This window comes from Microbispora sp. NPDC088329, assembly GCF_040685655.1.
GTDB lineage: Bacteria > Actinomycetota > Actinomycetes > Streptosporangiales > Streptosporangiaceae > Microbispora.
The window spans coordinates 86733-103059 of record NZ_JBFBIP010000008.1 but is presented as its reverse complement, the minus strand read 5'-3'; the positions used below and the strand labels follow the sequence as shown (position 1 = coordinate 103059).

At 70.7% G+C, this 16327-nt stretch carries 16 protein-coding genes; 5 read left to right on the top strand and 11 right to left on the bottom strand.

Annotation, left to right across the window (positions count from 1 at the left end; genetic code table 11):
- Positions 1 to 47 precede the first annotated feature (47 nt).
- From AB0O28_RS17345 to AB0O28_RS17330, 4 genes are all read right to left on the bottom strand, one after another.
- Complete coding sequence (locus AB0O28_RS17345) at positions 48 to 902, bottom strand: enoyl-CoA hydratase/isomerase family protein (protein ID WP_363641140.1); 855 nt, start codon at positions 900 to 902, stop codon at positions 48 to 50.
- Between the two features lie 199 nt (positions 903 to 1101).
- Complete coding sequence (locus AB0O28_RS17340; RefSeq protein WP_030507271.1) at positions 1102 to 1317, bottom strand: helix-turn-helix domain-containing protein; 216 nt, start codon at positions 1315 to 1317, stop codon at positions 1102 to 1104.
- Between the two features lie 115 nt (positions 1318 to 1432).
- Positions 1433 to 3031, bottom strand: a complete 1599-nt coding sequence (locus AB0O28_RS17335) for an ABC-F family ATP-binding cassette domain-containing protein (RefSeq protein ID WP_363641137.1) — start codon at positions 3029 to 3031, stop codon at positions 1433 to 1435.
- A 147-nt stretch (positions 3032 to 3178) separates the two neighbouring features.
- Positions 3179 to 4012 (bottom strand): acVLRF1 family peptidyl-tRNA hydrolase, encoded by an 834-nt coding sequence (locus AB0O28_RS17330; protein ID WP_363641135.1) that lies wholly within the window; start codon positions 4010 to 4012, stop codon positions 3179 to 3181.
- A gap of 118 nt (positions 4013 to 4130) precedes the next feature.
- On the opposite strand from AB0O28_RS17330, the gene AB0O28_RS17325 reads away from it, so the two are divergent.
- Positions 4131 to 5522 (top strand): EAL domain-containing protein, encoded by a 1392-nt coding sequence (locus AB0O28_RS17325; protein WP_363641133.1) that lies wholly within the window; start codon positions 4131 to 4133, stop codon positions 5520 to 5522.
- Positions 5523 to 5653: 131 nt separating this feature from the next.
- On the opposite strand, the gene AB0O28_RS17320 is transcribed toward AB0O28_RS17325, so the two are convergent.
- From AB0O28_RS17320 to AB0O28_RS17305, 4 genes are read right to left on the bottom strand one after another with little or no spacing between them, the layout of a single operon-like run.
- On the bottom strand, positions 5654 to 6259 hold the full coding sequence (locus AB0O28_RS17320; protein WP_363641131.1) for a response regulator transcription factor: 606 nt from the start codon (positions 6257 to 6259) through the stop codon (positions 5654 to 5656).
- Entirely contained in the window at positions 6256 to 7422 is a 1167-nt protein-coding gene (locus tag AB0O28_RS17315; protein WP_363641129.1) for a sensor histidine kinase, read from the bottom strand. Before AB0O28_RS17315 ends, AB0O28_RS17320 begins: the two co-directional genes overlap by 4 nt.
- Before the next feature lie 55 nt (positions 7423 to 7477).
- Complete coding sequence (locus AB0O28_RS17310) at positions 7478 to 8215, bottom strand: ABC transporter permease (RefSeq protein ID WP_363641127.1); 738 nt, start codon at positions 8213 to 8215, stop codon at positions 7478 to 7480.
- 2 nt (positions 8216 to 8217) lie between these two features.
- Positions 8218 to 9102 carry an ABC transporter ATP-binding protein gene (locus tag AB0O28_RS17305; RefSeq protein ID WP_363641125.1) on the bottom strand — a complete coding sequence of 295 codons (885 nt, stop codon included), beginning with the start codon at positions 9100 to 9102 and terminating at the stop codon, positions 8218 to 8220.
- Positions 9103 to 9297: 195 nt separating this feature from the next.
- Between AB0O28_RS17305 and AB0O28_RS17300 the strand changes: the two genes are divergently transcribed.
- Positions 9298 to 10407, top strand: a complete 1110-nt coding sequence (locus AB0O28_RS17300) for a PP2C family protein-serine/threonine phosphatase (RefSeq protein WP_363641123.1) — start codon at positions 9298 to 9300, stop codon at positions 10405 to 10407.
- Positions 10408 to 10429: 22 nt separating this feature from the next.
- Here AB0O28_RS17300 and hisG read toward each other — a convergent pair whose 3' ends face one another.
- The 3 genes from hisG to AB0O28_RS17285 all read right to left on the bottom strand — a co-directional run bounded on the left by hisG (position 10430) and on the right by AB0O28_RS17285 (position 12712).
- Positions 10430 to 11275, bottom strand: a complete 846-nt coding sequence (gene hisG / locus AB0O28_RS17295) for an ATP phosphoribosyltransferase (protein WP_363641121.1) — start codon at positions 11273 to 11275, stop codon at positions 10430 to 10432.
- Positions 11276 to 11333: 58 nt separating this feature from the next.
- Positions 11334 to 11597 (bottom strand): phosphoribosyl-ATP diphosphatase, encoded by a 264-nt coding sequence (locus AB0O28_RS17290; protein ID WP_030507281.1) that lies wholly within the window; start codon positions 11595 to 11597, stop codon positions 11334 to 11336.
- A gap of 149 nt (positions 11598 to 11746) precedes the next feature.
- Positions 11747 to 12712 carry an acetylxylan esterase gene (locus AB0O28_RS17285; RefSeq protein WP_363641118.1) on the bottom strand — a complete coding sequence of 322 codons (966 nt, stop codon included), beginning with the start codon at positions 12710 to 12712 and terminating at the stop codon, positions 11747 to 11749.
- A 329-nt stretch (positions 12713 to 13041) separates the two neighbouring features.
- Here AB0O28_RS17285 and AB0O28_RS17280 point away from each other — a divergent pair, with 329 nt between their 5' ends.
- The 3 genes from AB0O28_RS17280 to AB0O28_RS17270 all read left to right on the top strand — a co-directional run bounded on the left by AB0O28_RS17280 (position 13042) and on the right by AB0O28_RS17270 (position 16323).
- Positions 13042 to 14298: an extracellular solute-binding protein gene (locus tag AB0O28_RS17280; protein ID WP_363641116.1), complete on the top strand. Its 1257-nt coding sequence runs from the start codon at positions 13042 to 13044 to the stop codon at positions 14296 to 14298.
- Positions 14299 to 14452: 154 nt separating this feature from the next.
- Complete coding sequence (locus AB0O28_RS17275; protein ID WP_363641114.1) at positions 14453 to 15367, top strand: sugar ABC transporter permease; 915 nt, start codon at positions 14453 to 14455, stop codon at positions 15365 to 15367.
- Entirely contained in the window at positions 15367 to 16323 is a 957-nt protein-coding gene (locus AB0O28_RS17270; RefSeq protein ID WP_363641112.1) for a carbohydrate ABC transporter permease, read from the top strand. The genes AB0O28_RS17275 and AB0O28_RS17270 overlap by 1 nt, the downstream gene beginning before the upstream one ends.
- The last annotated feature ends 4 nt before the right edge of the window (positions 16324 to 16327 follow it).

Here is a 16327-nt window from a genome sequence, read left to right as displayed (position 1 = left end):
GGGAGGACTCCCCCGATTCCCCGGTCAGCTGGAAGCGAACAGCGTCATCAGTTCGATGCGAACAACGCTTTGATGCGGATCATCTGTTCGGCCCGCTCGGCGGCGGCCTGTTCTTCCAGCGTGCGTCCCGGCGCGGCCTGCAGCAGCCGCTTGGTGGCGGCCGAGGCGGCGCGATCGGTGGCCAGCAGTGCGGCGGCCAGATCCTCCACGGCCTGGGCCAGCTCGGACGCGGGCACCGCGATCTCGGCCAGGCCGAGCCGTACGGCCTCGGCGGCCCCCACGGTACGCGCGGTCAGGCACATCTCGATAGCCCGGGACACCCCCACGATGTCGGCCAGGGGCTTGGTCCCGGTCAGGTCGGGAACCAGCCCCAGCGCGGGCTCCTTCATGCAGAACTTGACGTCGTCGGCGACGACACGCAGGTCGCACGCGAGTGCGAGCTGGAAGCCCGCCCCGATCGCGTGGCCCTGAACGGCCGCGATCGACACGATCTCCGGCCTGCGCAGCCACAGGAAGCCCTTCTGGGCCTCCGCGATGCGCTGCTCGAACTCGGCGTCGCCGAGCGCGGCGGCGCTCGTGAACGATTCCTGCCCCGGCACTCCCTCCGGCGTGAACATGCGCAGGTCGATCCCGGCTGAGAAGGACGGCCCCTCGCCTCTGACCACGACCACTCTCACCTGCTCCGGAAGGGTTTCCCCGATCCGGGCCAGGGCCGACCACGTAGCGAACGTCTGCGCGTTGCGCTTGTCCGGCCGGTCCAAAGTGACGGTCGCGATCTCGCCGTCCACCTCAAAGCGCACTCCGACCTCGGCCGGCGCGGCCGCCGAGATCGTCGACACATCGGAGCCGCCGCCCGTCTCACGGGCGTGCTCCAGATTCCCCCCCATTGCCGCTTCCGCCATGCCTTGCTCCTGCGTCCTGTGTGGAGCGACGTCGCCTCGCACGGCCGGTCCGGTGCGGCGCACCGTCCGTGCCGGCGTCCGCCCTCCTGTTCATACCGCGGTCGCGCCCGAGCTTACCGAATATCGTTCTGGCGAGTCGGACGCGACCGCTCCTCCTGCAGGAACGAGCGGCTGCGGTCGCGCGTCTTGAGGTGGATCTCTAGCGCTTGGACTTGCCCCGGGTCGCGCCGCCGCGCCCGCGCAGAGTCACCCCGGACTCGCTCAGGATGCGGTGGATGAACCCGTACGACCGGCCGGTGGAAGCAGCCAGAGCGCGGATGCTCTCACCCGCGGAATAGCGCTTCTTGAGATCAGCGGCCAGCTTTTCCCGGTCGGCCCCGGTCACCCGGGTGCCCTTCTTCAGAGTCTCGGCCACGAGTACCTCCTGTAGTGCCAGACTTCCGCAGCGTTACTTCAGCCCATGATCAGTCATTTGGACGGGATCGGCTACCTACTCCGCGGGAAAAGATCCCTACCCGCTCAAATTAAGATCAGGCAAGCGCCACAAGATCGGAAAATTCGTCGCTCCATGCGTCTTCTACTCCGTCTGGCAACAGAATCACCCTATCCGGCTTCAGCGCCTCCACGGCGCCCTCGTCGTGCGTGACCAGCACAATCGCGCCCGTGTAGGAGCCGAGGGCGCTCAGCACCTGATCGCGGGACGCCGGATCGAGGTTGTTGGTGGGCTCGTCGAGCAGCAGCACGTTGGCGCTCGACAGCACCAGCGTCGCGAGGGCGAGACGGGTCTTCTCGCCGCCGGACAGGACCCCTGCGGGCTTGTCCACGTCGTCGCCGGTGAACAGGAACGACCCCAGCACCTTGCGCAGGTCGACGTCGGCCAGATCGGGCCCGGCCGACCGCATGTTCTCCAGCACCGTACGGCCGGCGTCGAGTGTCTCGTGCTCCTGCGCGTAGTAGCCGAGCTTGAGCCCGTGGCCGGGCACCACCTCGCCGGTGTCGGGCTTCTCGATGCCGCCGAGCAGGCGCAGCAGCGTGGTCTTGCCCGCGCCGTTCAGGCCCAGGATGACGATCCGCGACCCGCGGTCGACCGCGGCGTCGACATCGGTGAACACCTCGAGCGAGCCGTACGACTTGGACAGGCCGCGGGCCGTCAGCGGGGTTTTCCCGCAGGGTGCGGGGTCGGGGAAGCGCAGCTTGGCGACGCGGTCGGACCGGCGCTCGCCCTCGACGCCCGAGAGCAGCCGCCGGGCGCGCCGCTCCATGTCCTGGGCCGCCTTGGCCTTGGTGGCCTTCGCCCGCATGCGGTCGGCCTGGGACAACAGGGCGGACGCCTGCCGCTCGGCGTTGGCCCGCTCCCGCTTGCGCCGCTTCTCGTCGGTCTCTCGCTGGGCCAGATACGCCTTCCAGCCGACGTTGTAGGTGTCGATGACGCAGCGGTTCGCGTCCAGATGGAGCACCCGGTTTACCGTCGCCTCAAGAAGGTTTACGTCATGGCTGATGATCACCAAGCCGCCCTGGTGGGAGCGCAAAAACTCACGAAGCCAGCCGATCGAGTCCGCATCGAGGTGGTTTGTGGGCTCGTCGAGCAGGAGAGTCTCCGCTCCGGAGAACAGGATGCGGGCCAGTTCCACCCGGCGGCGCTGCCCACCGGACAGGGTCTGCAGCGGCTGTCCGAGGACGCGGTCGGGCAGCCCGAGGCTGGAGGCGATCGAGGCGGCCTCCGACTCCGCGGCGTAGCCGCCGAGGACGTGCAGGCGGTCCTCCAGACGGCCGTAGGCGCGGACCGCCCGGTCGCGTACGCGCGGGTCGTCGGCCGCCATGCCGGCCTCGGCCTCGCGCAGTTCGCGCAGCACGTCGTCGAGGCCGCGGGCCGACAGGATCCGGTCGCGCGCCAGCACGCTCAGGTCGCCGGTGCGGGGGTCCTGCGGCAGATAGCCGACGCTGCCGGAGATCGTGACCGTGCCCGTGGCGGGCAGGCCCTCTCCCGCCAGGACCTTGGTGAGCGTGGTCTTGCCGGCTCCGTTGCGGCCGACGAGACCGATCTTGTCGCCGGGGTTCACCCGGAACGAGGCGCCCTCGATGAGCAGGCGTGAGCCCGCGCGAAGTTCGACGTCGGTAGCGATGATCATGATGAAGGGGACACTCCCGTAGGTGATGCGGTCAGGATCGGGGCCGGGAGCGATCAATCGGGAGTGCGCATGGCTCAAGTGTAGTGCCGTCGTCCGCACCACCGCCTGCGGCGAATTTCCGCCCGCGCCCCGCCGCCGCGCGGCCGGTCAGGGGTCGATCAGGCGGATCCGTACGGCGCGGAACCGGTCCGGTGCGCCCTCCAGGACCGCCCACCTGGGGTCGGGGACGGTGAGGAAGGGGCCCGTCTCCAGAGCGAACAGCGGAGCGAGGCGCCGATCCCGTCTGATCTCCTCGATGGAGCGCCGGTCTCCGCCGAGCACGACGGCCTCCAGGTCCGTGAGCCTCGGCAGGAGCACCCGGACGGCCACGTCGGCGGCGGCCCGCAGCGCCTCGGCCGACTGCTTGTCCCTGCGCCGGGCGAAGCGCCGCTGCGACCACCCGCCCGCCGCGCTGCGCCCGTGGACCTGCCGCGAACCGACCTTGGCCACCACGAGGCGGGCGCCGGTGAAAACGCCGACGGCGTGCCCGCCGAGCCGGGCCAGCAGCACGCCGACGGTCCGGTCACGGCACGCGTGGGCCACCAGCGCGGCGGCAGGCGGAGGAAGGCGGAACTCACCCTCGCGCCCACCGCCCGGCACTGCGGACCCGGGTGCCACGGGCTCCGGCGGCACGGACTCCGGCGGCACGGACTCCGGCGGCGCGAAGGGCCGCGCGGACGGTACACGGCAGTGCTCCGGCGGCACGGGCGCCGGCGGCGGGGACGGCGAACGCGGCGGTGGCACCGTGGACGAGCGCAGCGGCGGGAACGGCACGTGGCACTCGGCGACCGCGCCGTCCGCGGCGTCGAGGCGGACCATGTCCCGCAGGACGACCGCCTCGATCACGCCGTGCCGCTCGGCGAAGCGCGCGATCCATCCCGCGAGCCGCTCGGGGGCGACCGAGATCCATCTGCCGCCGCCCGCGGCCGGCCGTGCCGTCATGGCTGATCAGCCTATCGGCGCACCGGTTCGCCATATTCCGTCCAACTGACGGGGAAATATAGGTGAATTTCCTTCGCCGAGCGTCAACGTCCGGGGCCCCGCGTCTCACAATGCAATCGTGTCGCTCCCCTCTTCCCCGGCGGCGCCGCTCGCCGCGACCCCTCAGCGCGTCCCGGTGCCCGGCCCTGTCCCGGCGACCCCGTTCTCCGGGGAGCACGTGCAGGAGCACAGCCCGGCGAGCATCGCGCGCAGATACGCCCCCGCGGCCGCCGCCCAGCCGTACGACCAGCGCGCCTACGCGCCCGTGCCCGGCTTCCCCGACCGGCCTCCGTCCGCCCCGCTCTTCCTCCCCGTGGTGGACCTCGACACCGGCGGCGCCGTGGCCGTCGAGGTGATCGCCGAGGGCGCCTCTCCCGGCGCTCCGGGCGCGGCGGGCACAGCGACCGGCCCAGCAAACGCCCCAGCAAACGCCCCAGCGACCGGCACGGTGAACGGCCCGGCGACCGGCACGGTGAACGCCACGGTGAACGGCGTGCTGGCCGCCGCCCGCGAGGAGGCCCTGCTGCCGCTGGTGCTGCCGATCTCCGCGGCCGCGGTGGCCGGAGGTTCGGCCGGTCTCGCGCCGCTGCACGAGGCGATCCGCATGTGCAACCGGCGCCCGCGCGAGGTCATCCTCGTGATCGAAGGCGAGCCGGCCCTGGTGGAGCGCTCGGCCCTGCTGTCCGCGATCGACGGCCTGCGTGCGGTGGGCTACCTCATCGCGTTCGGCGGGCTCGGCGCCGCGGCGCTGCCGCTCGACCTGCTCGCCGACGCCTCGCCGTACGTGATCGCCCTGTCCGCCGACCTGGTGGCTCGGGGGCCGCGGGACCACCGGCGCGGCGCGCTCGCGGAGTCGCTGGTCCGCCTGGCGCGGGGCGTGGGCGCGCACGTGCTCGCCCCCGGCGTGCGGGACGAGACCCAGCTGACGGCCGTACGCGGCTGGGGCATCAGGCTCGCCCAGGGTCCCCTGCTCGCGCCGTCCGACTGGCGGCCCTCCCACGGATACAACCGCGTCCACGTGCCGCTGCCGGTGACCGAGGCCGTCACCCCCACGGCCACGCTGGGGCCCCGGGTGCAGGAGATCCTGCTCCCCGCGGTGACGCTGCCGGCCGAGTCGACGGCCGAGGAAGTGGTCGCCGTGCTGAGCGCCGAGCCGTCGATCACGAGCGTGATTCTGGTGGACGAGTACCAGCGGCCCCAGGGCAGCATCGACCGCAGCCGGTTCCTGCTGTTCATGGCCGGGGCGTACGGCCACGCGCTGCACGCGAGGAAGCCGGCCGGCCGCCTGGCGGACCCCGCGAAGATCGTGGCGAAGACGACCCCGGTGATCGCGGCCATGCAGGTGGCGGGGCGGGACAACGCCCGCGTGTACGACGACCTCGTGGTGGTCGACGAGGTCGGCAGGTGCATGGGCGTGGTCCGGGTCGGTGACCTGCTGCGGCACGCCGCCGACCTGCGGGCCGCCCGCTGAGCCCGCCGCCCTGGACCGCCCGGGGCCGACCCGGGGCCGCCCGGGGGCGGCGGCCCGTGCCCGCCTGCCTGACGTCTGCCCGGGGGCCGCCGATGTGCGCCCGCCGGGATCGCCGTGTGGCCAGGCCCGTTTTAGAGCCAGCCCTGCGTGCGGGCCTTCTGGACGGCCTCGATGCGGTTGCGCGCGCCGGTCTTGTGGATGGCCGCCGACAGGTAGTTGCGCACGGTGCCCTCCGACAGGTGCAGCCCCAGCGCGATGTCGTTGATGGTCGAGCCGTCCGCGGCCGCGGACAGCACGTCGCGCTCGCGCGGCGACAGCGGGTTCGGCCCGGCGCTGAGCGCGGCGGCGGCCAGCCCCGGATCGATCACGCGCTCGCCCCGCAGCACCCGCCTGATCGCGGCGGCCAGTTCGCTCGCGGGGCTGTCCTTCACCAGGAAGGCCACCGCCCCCGCCTCCATCGCGCGGCGCAGGTAGCCGGGCCTGCCGAAGGTCGTGAGGATCACGACCCGGCATTCGGGGACTCGCCGGCGCAGCTCCTCGGCGGCGGAGATCCCGTCCCTGCCAGGCATCTCGATGTCGAGCAGCGCGACGTCCGGCCTGGTCGCCTCGGCGACGCCGATCACCTCGTCGCCGTCCGCCGCCTCTCCGACCACCTCGATGTCGGGCTCCAGGCCGAGCAGGGAGGCGAGCGCTCCCCGCACCATGCTCTGGTCCTCCGCCAGCACGACCCTGATCACTGGCCCAACCTATCCGCGATCATCTCGGCCGTACGGTCCAGGGGCGGCGGAACCGCCACCCGCACCCTGAACCCGTGCTTGCCGGCCTCGACCTCCAGGCTCCCGCCCGCCGCGCGCACCCTCTCGCCGAGCCCGGTGAGGCCGTTGCCCGGCTCGTACGCGCCGCCGCCGTTGTCGGCGATCTCCAGCACCGCACCCTCCTCGCCGTACGACACGTCGATCTCGCAGCGGGTGGCCCCGGAATGCCGTACGACGTTGGTGGTGGCCTCGCGCACGGCCCAGGCGAACAGGCCGTCGAGGTCCTCGGGCAGCGGGGTGCCGCGGGTGCGCACGGTGAGGGCGACGTCGGCGGCGCCCAGCGCCGACCTGGCGCCGTCGATCTCCTCCGACAGGCGGCGCCGGCGATATTCGCTGACGGCTTCGCGCACCTCGGCCAGCGCCTGCCGCGCCACCGTCTCGATGTCGGCCACCTCCCCTGCGGCCTTCGGCGAGCCCTGCTCGCCCAGGCGGCGGGCCAGCTCGCTCTTGAGCACGATGAGCGAAAGGCTGTGCCCCAGCAGGTCGTGCAGATCGCGGGCGATCCGCAGCCGCTCCTCGGTGGCGGCCAGCCTGGCGACCTCGCTCTGCGCCTGCCTGAGCTGGACGACGAGGACGCGGGTGTTGCGGACGCTCACGAACAGCACGCCGAGCGTGATGATCTGCAGCACGAGCGCCCATACCGTGCCGTCGTCGGCGCCCATGACCTTGCCCTCGGCGACGACGAGCCCGGCCATCGCCGCGATCCCCAGCAGGGCGCGGCGGGGCGGCAGGCCCATCGCGTAGACGACCACCATGTAGACCGACAGGGTGAGCCAGGAAGGGCTCCGGAAGATCAACGGGAAGACGGCCGCCATCGTCGTCACGACGCCGATCAGGGGGAACATCCACCGGGGGTGGTGGTTGAAATCTCGCGGCCCCAGCACGATCGCCAGGTAGACGGCCACGAAGACCGCGAGCGAGACCATCCACCAGACCGCCCGCGCGCCGCTCACCGTGCCGTCGGCCACCTCGGACACCGGGTAGAAGAGGTAGATCAGACCCAGCGACATGCCCATCAGGCGCCTCAGGCGGGAGGGACGCTCGTCGATCCCGCCGAAGGTGAACACGTTGGCCAACCGGCTCATCCCGCTGTCCCTCCGAACATGGTGGATGTCAGGCGCGCATCGCTGCGCTGTTCCTTCAGGCGCGCACCGTCGCACGACGGTAGGCGACGAGGGCCAGCGCCACCAGGGCCACCCCCCAGACGAGGATGCCGGCCGCGTCCGCCACGTGCGGGGCCTCGCCCGCCGCGATCCGCCAGCCGATGCGCGCGTAGTCGTACGACGGAGTCACGTGGGCGATGCTCTTCATGGCCGCGGGCATCATGCTCTCGGGGAACCAGAGCCCGCCGAGCAGGGCCAGCCCGAACATGCCGATCATCGCGACGGGCTGCGCGGTGTCGGGCGGCAGCAGGGATCCGATCGCCAGGCCCAGCGCCGCGAAGGGGATCGTGCCCGCCCACATCACCAGGATCAGCTCCACCCACTGCACCGGCGACAGCGACACGTGCTGGGTCAGCACCGCGGCCAGGCCGACCAGCAGCAGCGACGGCAGGACCAGTAGCAACGAGGAGACCAGCTTCGTCAAGATGATCGCCCGGCCCGGCAGCGGGGTGATCTGGAGCTGCCGCAGCCAGCCGCTGTGCCGCTCCTGCGACCAGGGCACGGCCGTCGACATGATGGAGGCGGCCAGCGCGCCGTACGCGGCCATCGAGACCATGAGCAGGACACTGCCCCGCAGCCCGGTCGCCTGGTCGGACTCCGACCCCCAGAGGTTGGAGTAGAGGAGGTAGAACCCGACGGGGAAGGCGATCACGAAGATGACGTAGCGCTTGTTGCGCATCATGCGCAGCAGCTCGACCTTGATGTAGTGACGCATCGTCAGGCCTCCTTGGTGAGTGCGAGGAAGGCGTCCTCCAGGTCGGCCCCGTGGAGCTGGAGGTCGCGGATGTCGAGGGTGGTCTTGCGATATAGCGCGGCGACGGTGGCGTCGAGGTCGGTCGTGCGCAGCGTGACGCGGCCGCCCTGGAGTTCCACTCCGGTCGTCCCCGGCAGCGCGTCGAGCCCGGCGACCGGCTGCTCGCCGAGCAGGAAGCTCACCGCCTGGTCGGCGGCCCCGGCCTTGATCTCGGCGGCGCTGCCGTCGGCGACGACCCGGCCGCGCGCGATCACGACGACCCGGTCGGCGTTCTCGTCGGCCTCCTCCAGGTAGTGCGTGGCGAACAGGATCGTGCGGCCCTGCGCGGCGTACGCCCGCATGTTGTCCCAGAACGTACGGCGGGACTCGACGTCCATGGCCGCGGTCGGCTCGTCGAGCAGCAGCAGCCTCGGCCCGCCCGCGATCGCCAGCGCGAAGCGGACCCGCTGGGTCTGCCCGCCCGACAGCCGGTCGGCCCGCCGACGGGCGATTTCGGTGAGGTCGGCGAGCCGGAGGATCTCCGGCAGCGGCAGCGGGTTCGGATAGAGCCTGCGGACGAACTCCACGGTCTCGGCGACGGTCAGCTCGGGGATCAGCGTGCCCTCCTGGAGCATCGCGCCGATCTGGCCGTTGGCGACCGCCGTCTCCGGCCGCTCGCCGAAGATCCGGATCTCGCCGGACGTGGGCCGCAGCAGGCCGAGCAGCATGTTGATCGAGGTGGACTTGCCGGCCCCGTTCGGCCCGAGGAGGGCGACCGTGGCGCCGGCCGGGACCTCGAGGTCGAGACCGTCGACCGCGAGCACGTGCCCGTATCTCTTGGTCACGTCGGTGAAGGCGATGGCGTTCATGCCCTCACGGTAAAGATCGGGCGGGTCCGGCCATCAGTGCCGCGTCTCCGGCCTTCGCGATGACATTTGTCATCCGCCGGGCCACCGGGCCGCCGGAGCTCTGCCCGCCCGCGCAGCCGGCTTTCCTTCTCCGCGACGTCCGGCCCTGGCTGCCGGACGATGTCCGCAGCGTGATAACCAGGAGAGATGCGCCGTATGGCGACCTTCCGAGGTCTCCGCCGGGTTCTCCAGGCGAGCCATTTCCTGGTGGTGATCCCGCTCGGGCTCATTGTGATCATCACGGCCCTCGACCTCGCGCTTCCGAGGAGCGTTCACCTGGGGCCGCTGCTCGTCGTCGCCCCCGCGCTCACCGCGTCGTTCGCCGGGCCGTGGTGCACCGCGGTCATCGGGGCGCTGGCCATGGCCGCCGAAGTGGTGGACGGCCTGGGACAGGGCGTCCTGGGAAGCTCCGAACACCACGTCGAGATGATCGCCCTGTTCGCGGTAACGGCCGTCGTGGTCGTCTTCCGTGCGATCCACGAACGGCACCAGGCTGTGCTCCACCAGGTGCGGTCGATCTCCGAGATCACCCAGCGCGTCCTGCTGCGACCGCTGCCCCGGCGGGTCGGCCCCTTGCGCATCGCGTCGATCTATCTGGCCGCGGCCGCTGAGGCGAAAATCGGTGGTGATCTGTACGCGGCCGCTCGGGCGGACAACGTCACCCGTCTTCTGATCGGTGACGTGCGGGGAAAGGGACTGGCCGCGATCAATGACGCGGCGGCGTCGCTCTGCGCTTTCCGCGAGGCGTCACACCGCCATCTGAGCCTCTCCACGTTGATCACGCGGATGGAGACCAGCATCTGCCAGAACCTCACTGAGCGCGCCGAGACCGATCCGGACGTCCAGGAGTGCTTCGTCACCGCGGCCGTCGTCGAGATCCCGGACACCGAACCGACGGTGAACGTGATCGCCTGCGGCCACCCGCCGCCGCTCCTCCTCCGCGGGAACCGCGTGCTGACCCTGCAGCCCGACCAGGTCGGTCCCCCGTTGGGGCTCGAACTGCTGACGGCGTCCGAACCCCGGCCGGCTACCTACCCCTTCGGACCCGGCGACGTCCTCCTGCTGTACACCGACGGCGTCATCGAGGCCCGCGACCGCACCGGCGAGTTCTTCGATCTCCCCGCACGCCTGGGCGAACGGGCCGGCGACGACGTCGACACCCTCGTCGAACGGATCCGCGAGCGCCTGTTCCTCCACGTGGACGGCCGGCCCGACGACGACACCGTCATGATCGCGATCGAGCGCCTGCCGGCGCCGGACCCCTGAGCCGCGGGCGCCGCCCGGGGGGTCAGAGGCGGCAGGCGTAGATGTCGGTGACCAGGATCGCCTTGGCGCCAAGGTCCCAGAGCTGGTCCATCACCTGCTGGTGGCCCTTGCGCCGGACCATCGCCCGTACGGCCACCCATCCCTCGCGGTGCAGCGGGGAGACGGTCGGCCCCTCCATGCCCGGGGTGATGGCGATGGCCTCGTCGATGCGCTCGGCCCGGATGTCGTAGTCGATCATCACGAAGTCGCGGGCCACGAGCACGCCCTGCAGGCGGCGGATGAGCTGCTGGAACCCGTTGGCCTCTGGGGCCCCAGCCCGCTTGATCAAAATGGCCTCGGAGTGCGCGATCGGCTCCCCGAACACCTCCAGGCCGACGTTGCGCAGCGTCGTGCCGGTCTCCACCACGTCCGCGACCGCGTCGGCGACGCCGAGCCTTATCGCCGTCTCGACCGCGCCGTCGAGTTTGATGACCCGGGCGTCCACCCCCTGGTCGGCGAGGTACTTGCCGAGCAGCCCGGCGTACGAGGTGGCGATGCGCAGGCCGGACAGGCCGGCGACGCCCGAGTAGGCGCCGGGCGTGGACGCGAAGCGGAACGTCGACCGGCCGAAGCCGAGCGGCATGATCTCCTCGGCGGGGGCGCCGGAGTCGAAGAGCATGTCGCGCCCGGTGATCCCGGCGTCCAGGGTGCCCTCGCCGACGTAGACCGCGATGTCGCGGGGGCGCAGGAAGAACAGCTCGCAGGAGTTGTCGGAGTCGACGACCACGAGCTCCTTGCTGTCCCTGCGCTGGCGGTAGCCCGCCTCCTTGAGCATGGTCTGGGCGGCCTCGGAGAGCGCGCCCTTGTTCGGTACGGCGATGCGCAGCATGAGTGGGAGATCCTTTCAAGCGGAGCGAGGTGGTCGAGATCCGGGGCCGCCGCGGCGGCTACAGATGCTTGTAGACCTCGTCCAGCCCGATCCCGCGAGCCAGCATCAGCACCTGGACGTGGTAGAGCAGCTGGGAGATCTCCTCGGCCGCCCGGTCCGCCGACTCGTGCTCGGCCGCCATCCAGCTCTCCGCGGCCTCCTCCACGACCTTCTTGCCGATGGCATGGACGCCGGCGTCCAGGGCGGCCACGGTGCCGGACCCCGCGGGCCTGGTGCGCGCCTTCTCTGCCAGCTCGGCGTACAGCTCTTCGAAGGTCTTCATGGTCTCTCTCGGGTCGTGGGCCTAAGTCGTGTCCAGGGTATCGGGCCCCAGGGTAGTCGCGGGGGCGGGCGGCCGTGCCCCGCGTCCACCCTGCGAGATCGGGCCCTCTGAGATCGGACCCCGCGAGATCGGGCCCCGCGGGATCGGGCTCAGCCGAGAATCTTCCTGGCCAGTCTCAGCTGCTCGAGCGCCTGCTGCGACTCACCGCCCTCATGGCCGTTGAACGGCCAGACCGTGATGTCCTTGGGTCCGGCGTAGTGGTTGTACGCCCCGAACACGGTCGAGGGCGGGGTGACGCCGTCGCGCAGGGCGACGGAGAACCGGGCGGGCGTACGGGCCCGTGCCGCGAAGTGCAGGCCGTCGAAGTAGTCGAGGGTCGCGAAGATCTCCTCGACCCGGGTCCTGTGGATGCCGCAGAACCGGCCCAGCTCGCCGTACGGGTCCTCGTCGGTGATCTCGACCGCGCGCCGGATGTCGCACATGAACGGCACGTTGACGAACGCGTAGGCGAGGTCCGGCACGAGCGCGGCGGCGGCCAGCGCCATGCCGCCGCCCTGGCTGCCGCCGGTCACCACGACGCGATCGGCGTCCACGCGGGGGTGCGACCTGGCCGCCTCGATCGCGCGTACGACGTCGGTGTAGAGCCGCCGGTAGTAGTAGTCGTCCCGGTCGAACACGCCCTGGGTGAGCTTGCCGGGGATCTGCGCGCCGTTGCCGCCGACGGGGTCGGGAGTGTCGCCGGAGCGCCAGGTGCCGCCCTGTCCGCGGGTGTCCATCACGAACGTCGCGTATCCGGCGGCCGGCCACAGCAGCCAGTCGTGCGGCCGGCCCCGGCCGCCGCCGTACCCGATGAACTCCACCACGCACGGCAGTGGTCCCGGCGCGCCCGTCGGCGCGACGAACCATCCCTTGATCGGATGCCCGCCGAACCCCGCGAACGTCACGTCGGCCACGTCCATCAGCGCGAGTTCGGCCTCGTACGGCTCGAAGACGGGGTTCAGGCCGTGCGCACGGGCCTCGGCCAGTGTGCGGTCCCAGAAGGCGTCGAAATCGGCGGGCTCCCGGCGCTCGGGCAGGTACGCGCGCAACTGGTCGAGAGGCATGTCGACGAACATGGGGAACTCCCGTGGGTGATCGGCCTGGCTCGGGTTACGCCGCAAGGGTACACAAGTGCCTTGTTTCAGACCTCTGACCCGGTTAAGGGCAGTACACCACTACTCTCTCCATTGCCGAGAACACTACTGACCTGCGAATAAGCCTCCATAACGGCGCGATGTCCGCATTGACGGAATGAAACACCCCCTTGAAACTAATCCGGTTTAGTGCTGGACTCTGCACCAATTCGAAGCGGGGGTGCGCCGCACCGGCACGGTCTCGCGGCGGGCCGCCTCTCGGGGGACACGACATGTCAGTCGATCACTTTCCGTAGAGATCGGAGACGTTCATGCGACGAACGACGGCGGCCACCTGCGCCGCCCTGATCGCCGCCCTCGGCGCCGGCTGCGCGACAAGCGGCACGTCGGAGACCAAGCAGGCGGACGCGAACGCCCCCGCCGCCATCACGTGGTGGTCCACCGGGGGCGACGACGAGAGCGCGGCCTTCCAGAAGGCCGCCGACCTGTACACGAAGTCGCACCCCAATGTGACGATCAAGGTGCAGACGCTCGCCTGGGACGACGCGTACGCCAAGCTGCTCGCGGCCTCGACCAGCCGCAGCGGGCCCGACATCATCTCCGGCGGCATGACCTGGACCATCCAGTTCGGCCTGCGCGGCGGCATGGTGGACCTGCGCAAATACGGCGTCGAGCAGCTCCAGGCCCAGGCGCAGCCCGCCCAGTGGAAGTCGGCCGTCTCCCCCGACGGCACCATTTACGGCATTCCGCTCGACATGTCCACCGAGGCGCTCTACTACCGGACCGACCTGCTGGACAAGGCGGGCATCAAGGAGCCGCCCAAGACCTGGGACGAGCTGACCGCCGACATCGAGAAGCTCAAGAAGTCGGGGGTCAAGACGCCGTTCAGCATCGACTGGGGCAACCTCGACTGGATCGGCTACTTCAACTTCCTCTACCAGGCGGGCGGCGCTTTCTACACGCCGGACTGCAAGCCCTCGCTGAACACCCCGCAGGCCGAGCGGGCGTTGTCGTACTGGATCGACCTGCACCGCAAGTACGGCGCGCCCACCGACACGATCACCACCTCCGACGCGCTGGGCACGGGCACCGCGATGGTCTACGGCGGCAACTGGAACGCCCTCGCCATCGACACCAGCAAGCCCGAGCTGAAGGGCAAGTGGGCGATCGCCCCCCTGCCGGCCGGCCCGGCGGCGCCCACGGCCTTCATCGGCGGCCGGGCCGTCGGGGTCACCTCCTACAGCAAGCACATCCAGCAGGCGGCGGACTTCGTCAAGTACCTCTACACCGACGAGGCCGTCGACGCGGTGACGGCGGAGTCGAAGGCCCGCAACGTCGCCTACGTCCCGCCCCGCCCGGACAAGGTCGCCGACTCCCCGTTCACGCCGGAGCACTCCGCGGTGTTCGCGAAGATCATCAAGACCGGCGCGGCGGCGCCCGGGTGTCCCGGCTGGGACGAGAGCGCGTCCGACGTGGCCAAGCAGTTCCAGGCCGCGATCCTCGGCAAGGCCGACGTGAAGACGGCCCTGGCCGAGGCCGCCAAGGTCATGGAGCGCAACGCCGGATAGCCGGGACGGCCGTGGCTCGCCGGTGACGCCTGACCCCTCACCGGCCGCGGCTTCCGTCCTCCACACCCGCCCGGGCCGGTGACACCTGACCTCTCACCGGCCCGGGTCCGCCCACGGTTTCCCTCCGACTGGAAACGACCCGACTGGAGACGACATGGCAATTCACGCCGCCGCGCCCCGGCGACGATGGCGCCGCTACGGCACCTCCTACCTGATGCTGCTGCCGTTCCTCGGCCTGTTCGCCGGTTTCCTGGTCTGGCCGCTGGCCAATTCGCTCTACCTCAGCTTCACGAAGTTCGACGGCGTGAACGCCCCGGAGTTCGAGGGGCTGGAGAACTTCCGGCATCTGTTGTTCGACGACGACCGGTTCCGGCACGCCCTCGGCAACACGTTCCTGTACGTCGTGGCGTCCGTCGGGATCGGCACACTGCTGTCGCTCGGCCTCGCGCTGGCCTTCAGCGGATCGAGCTGGCCCCATCGCATCATGCGGACGATCTTCTTCCTGCCCTCGGTGACCTCGTCGATCGCGCTCATGCTGCTCTGGAAGTGGATTTTCAATCCGGGCGACTTCGGCCTGGCCAACACCGTCGCGAGCTGGTTCGGCGGCAGGGCCGTCGAGTGGCTGGCCACCCCCGGGCTCACGATCCCGATCCTCGTGCTCATGTCGGTGTGGGGCGGGATGGGCTACGGCATGGTCCTGTACGTCGCCGGGCTCAACACGATCCCGCAGGAGTACTACGAGGCGGCCCGCATCGACGGCGCCGGCACCTGGCAGCAGTTCCGCCGGGTGACGCTGCCGCTGCTGCGCCCGGTCACGACGTACGTGGTCGTGACCGGCCTCATCGGGGCCTTCCAGGTCTTCGAAGCCGTCTACATCGTGTTCCGGGGCACCAACAACATCGGCGGCGTGCTCGACTCCGGCCTGATGATCGTGCCCTACCTCTACGACCAGGGCTTCACGCATTTCAAGCTCGGTTACGCATCGGCGATCGCGTGGGTGCTCTTCCTGATCATCTTCGCCCTCAGCATGGTCAACCTCCGCATCGGCCGCGCCCTGAAGGAGCTGTGATGGCCGTCGCCCCCACGACCGCACCGATCGTCACCGGCCCGCCCGCCGCGCCCCGGCGGGCGCCCGCCGGGGCGCGCACCACCTGGCGGGGACACCTGCTGCGCCTGCCGTTCTACCTGCTGTCGCTCACCATGGTCGCGCCGTTCTACTGGATGCTGATCACGGTGTTCAAGCCGGTGACGGAGTTGAACCGGCAACCCCCGTCGTTCGTGCCCGAGCATCCCACGCTGAGCAACTTCTACGACCCCGGCTACTCCCCCGCCCGGGTCAACCCGGGCCACCTCCAGGGCATCTTCCAGCGGTTCCAGGTGGACTTCGGGTTCGCCCGTTTCATGTTCAACAGTCTGGTGATCACCGTCGCGATCACGGTCGGGTCGCTGCTGATCGCCTCCCTGGCGGCGTACGTGATCACCAAGCACCGCGTGCCGGGGCGACGGCTCATCTTCCTGCTGATCGTCGCCTCGATGATGGTGCCCTGGCAGACCACCCTGGTGCCGAACTACGTCATCATGCGCAACCTGGGCTGGCTGGACACCTACCAGGGCTACATCATCCCGGCGCTGGCCAAGGCGTTCGTGCTGTTCTTCCTGGTGCAGTTCCTCCACTCGATCCCGGACGAGCTCATCCAGGCCGCCCGAGTGGACGGCGCCGGAGAGTGGCGCATCTGGTGGCGGATCGTGCTGCCGCTGCTGCGCCCGGCTCTCGCCGCGATGTCGATCTTCATCGTGCTCGCGGAGTGGAACAATTTCCTCTGGCCGCTGATCATCGTGCAGAGCGACGAGATGGCGAACATCCCTGTCGCGCTGGCCCGCCTCAACTCCTACTTCACGGGCGCACAGCACCAGGGGGCGATCATGGCGGGCGGCATGCTCGCCTCCCTGCCGTCGATCGCCTTCTTCCTCGCCTTCCAGCGCTACTTCACCCGGGGGATCGTGCTGAGCGGTCTCAAGGGCTGAGTGG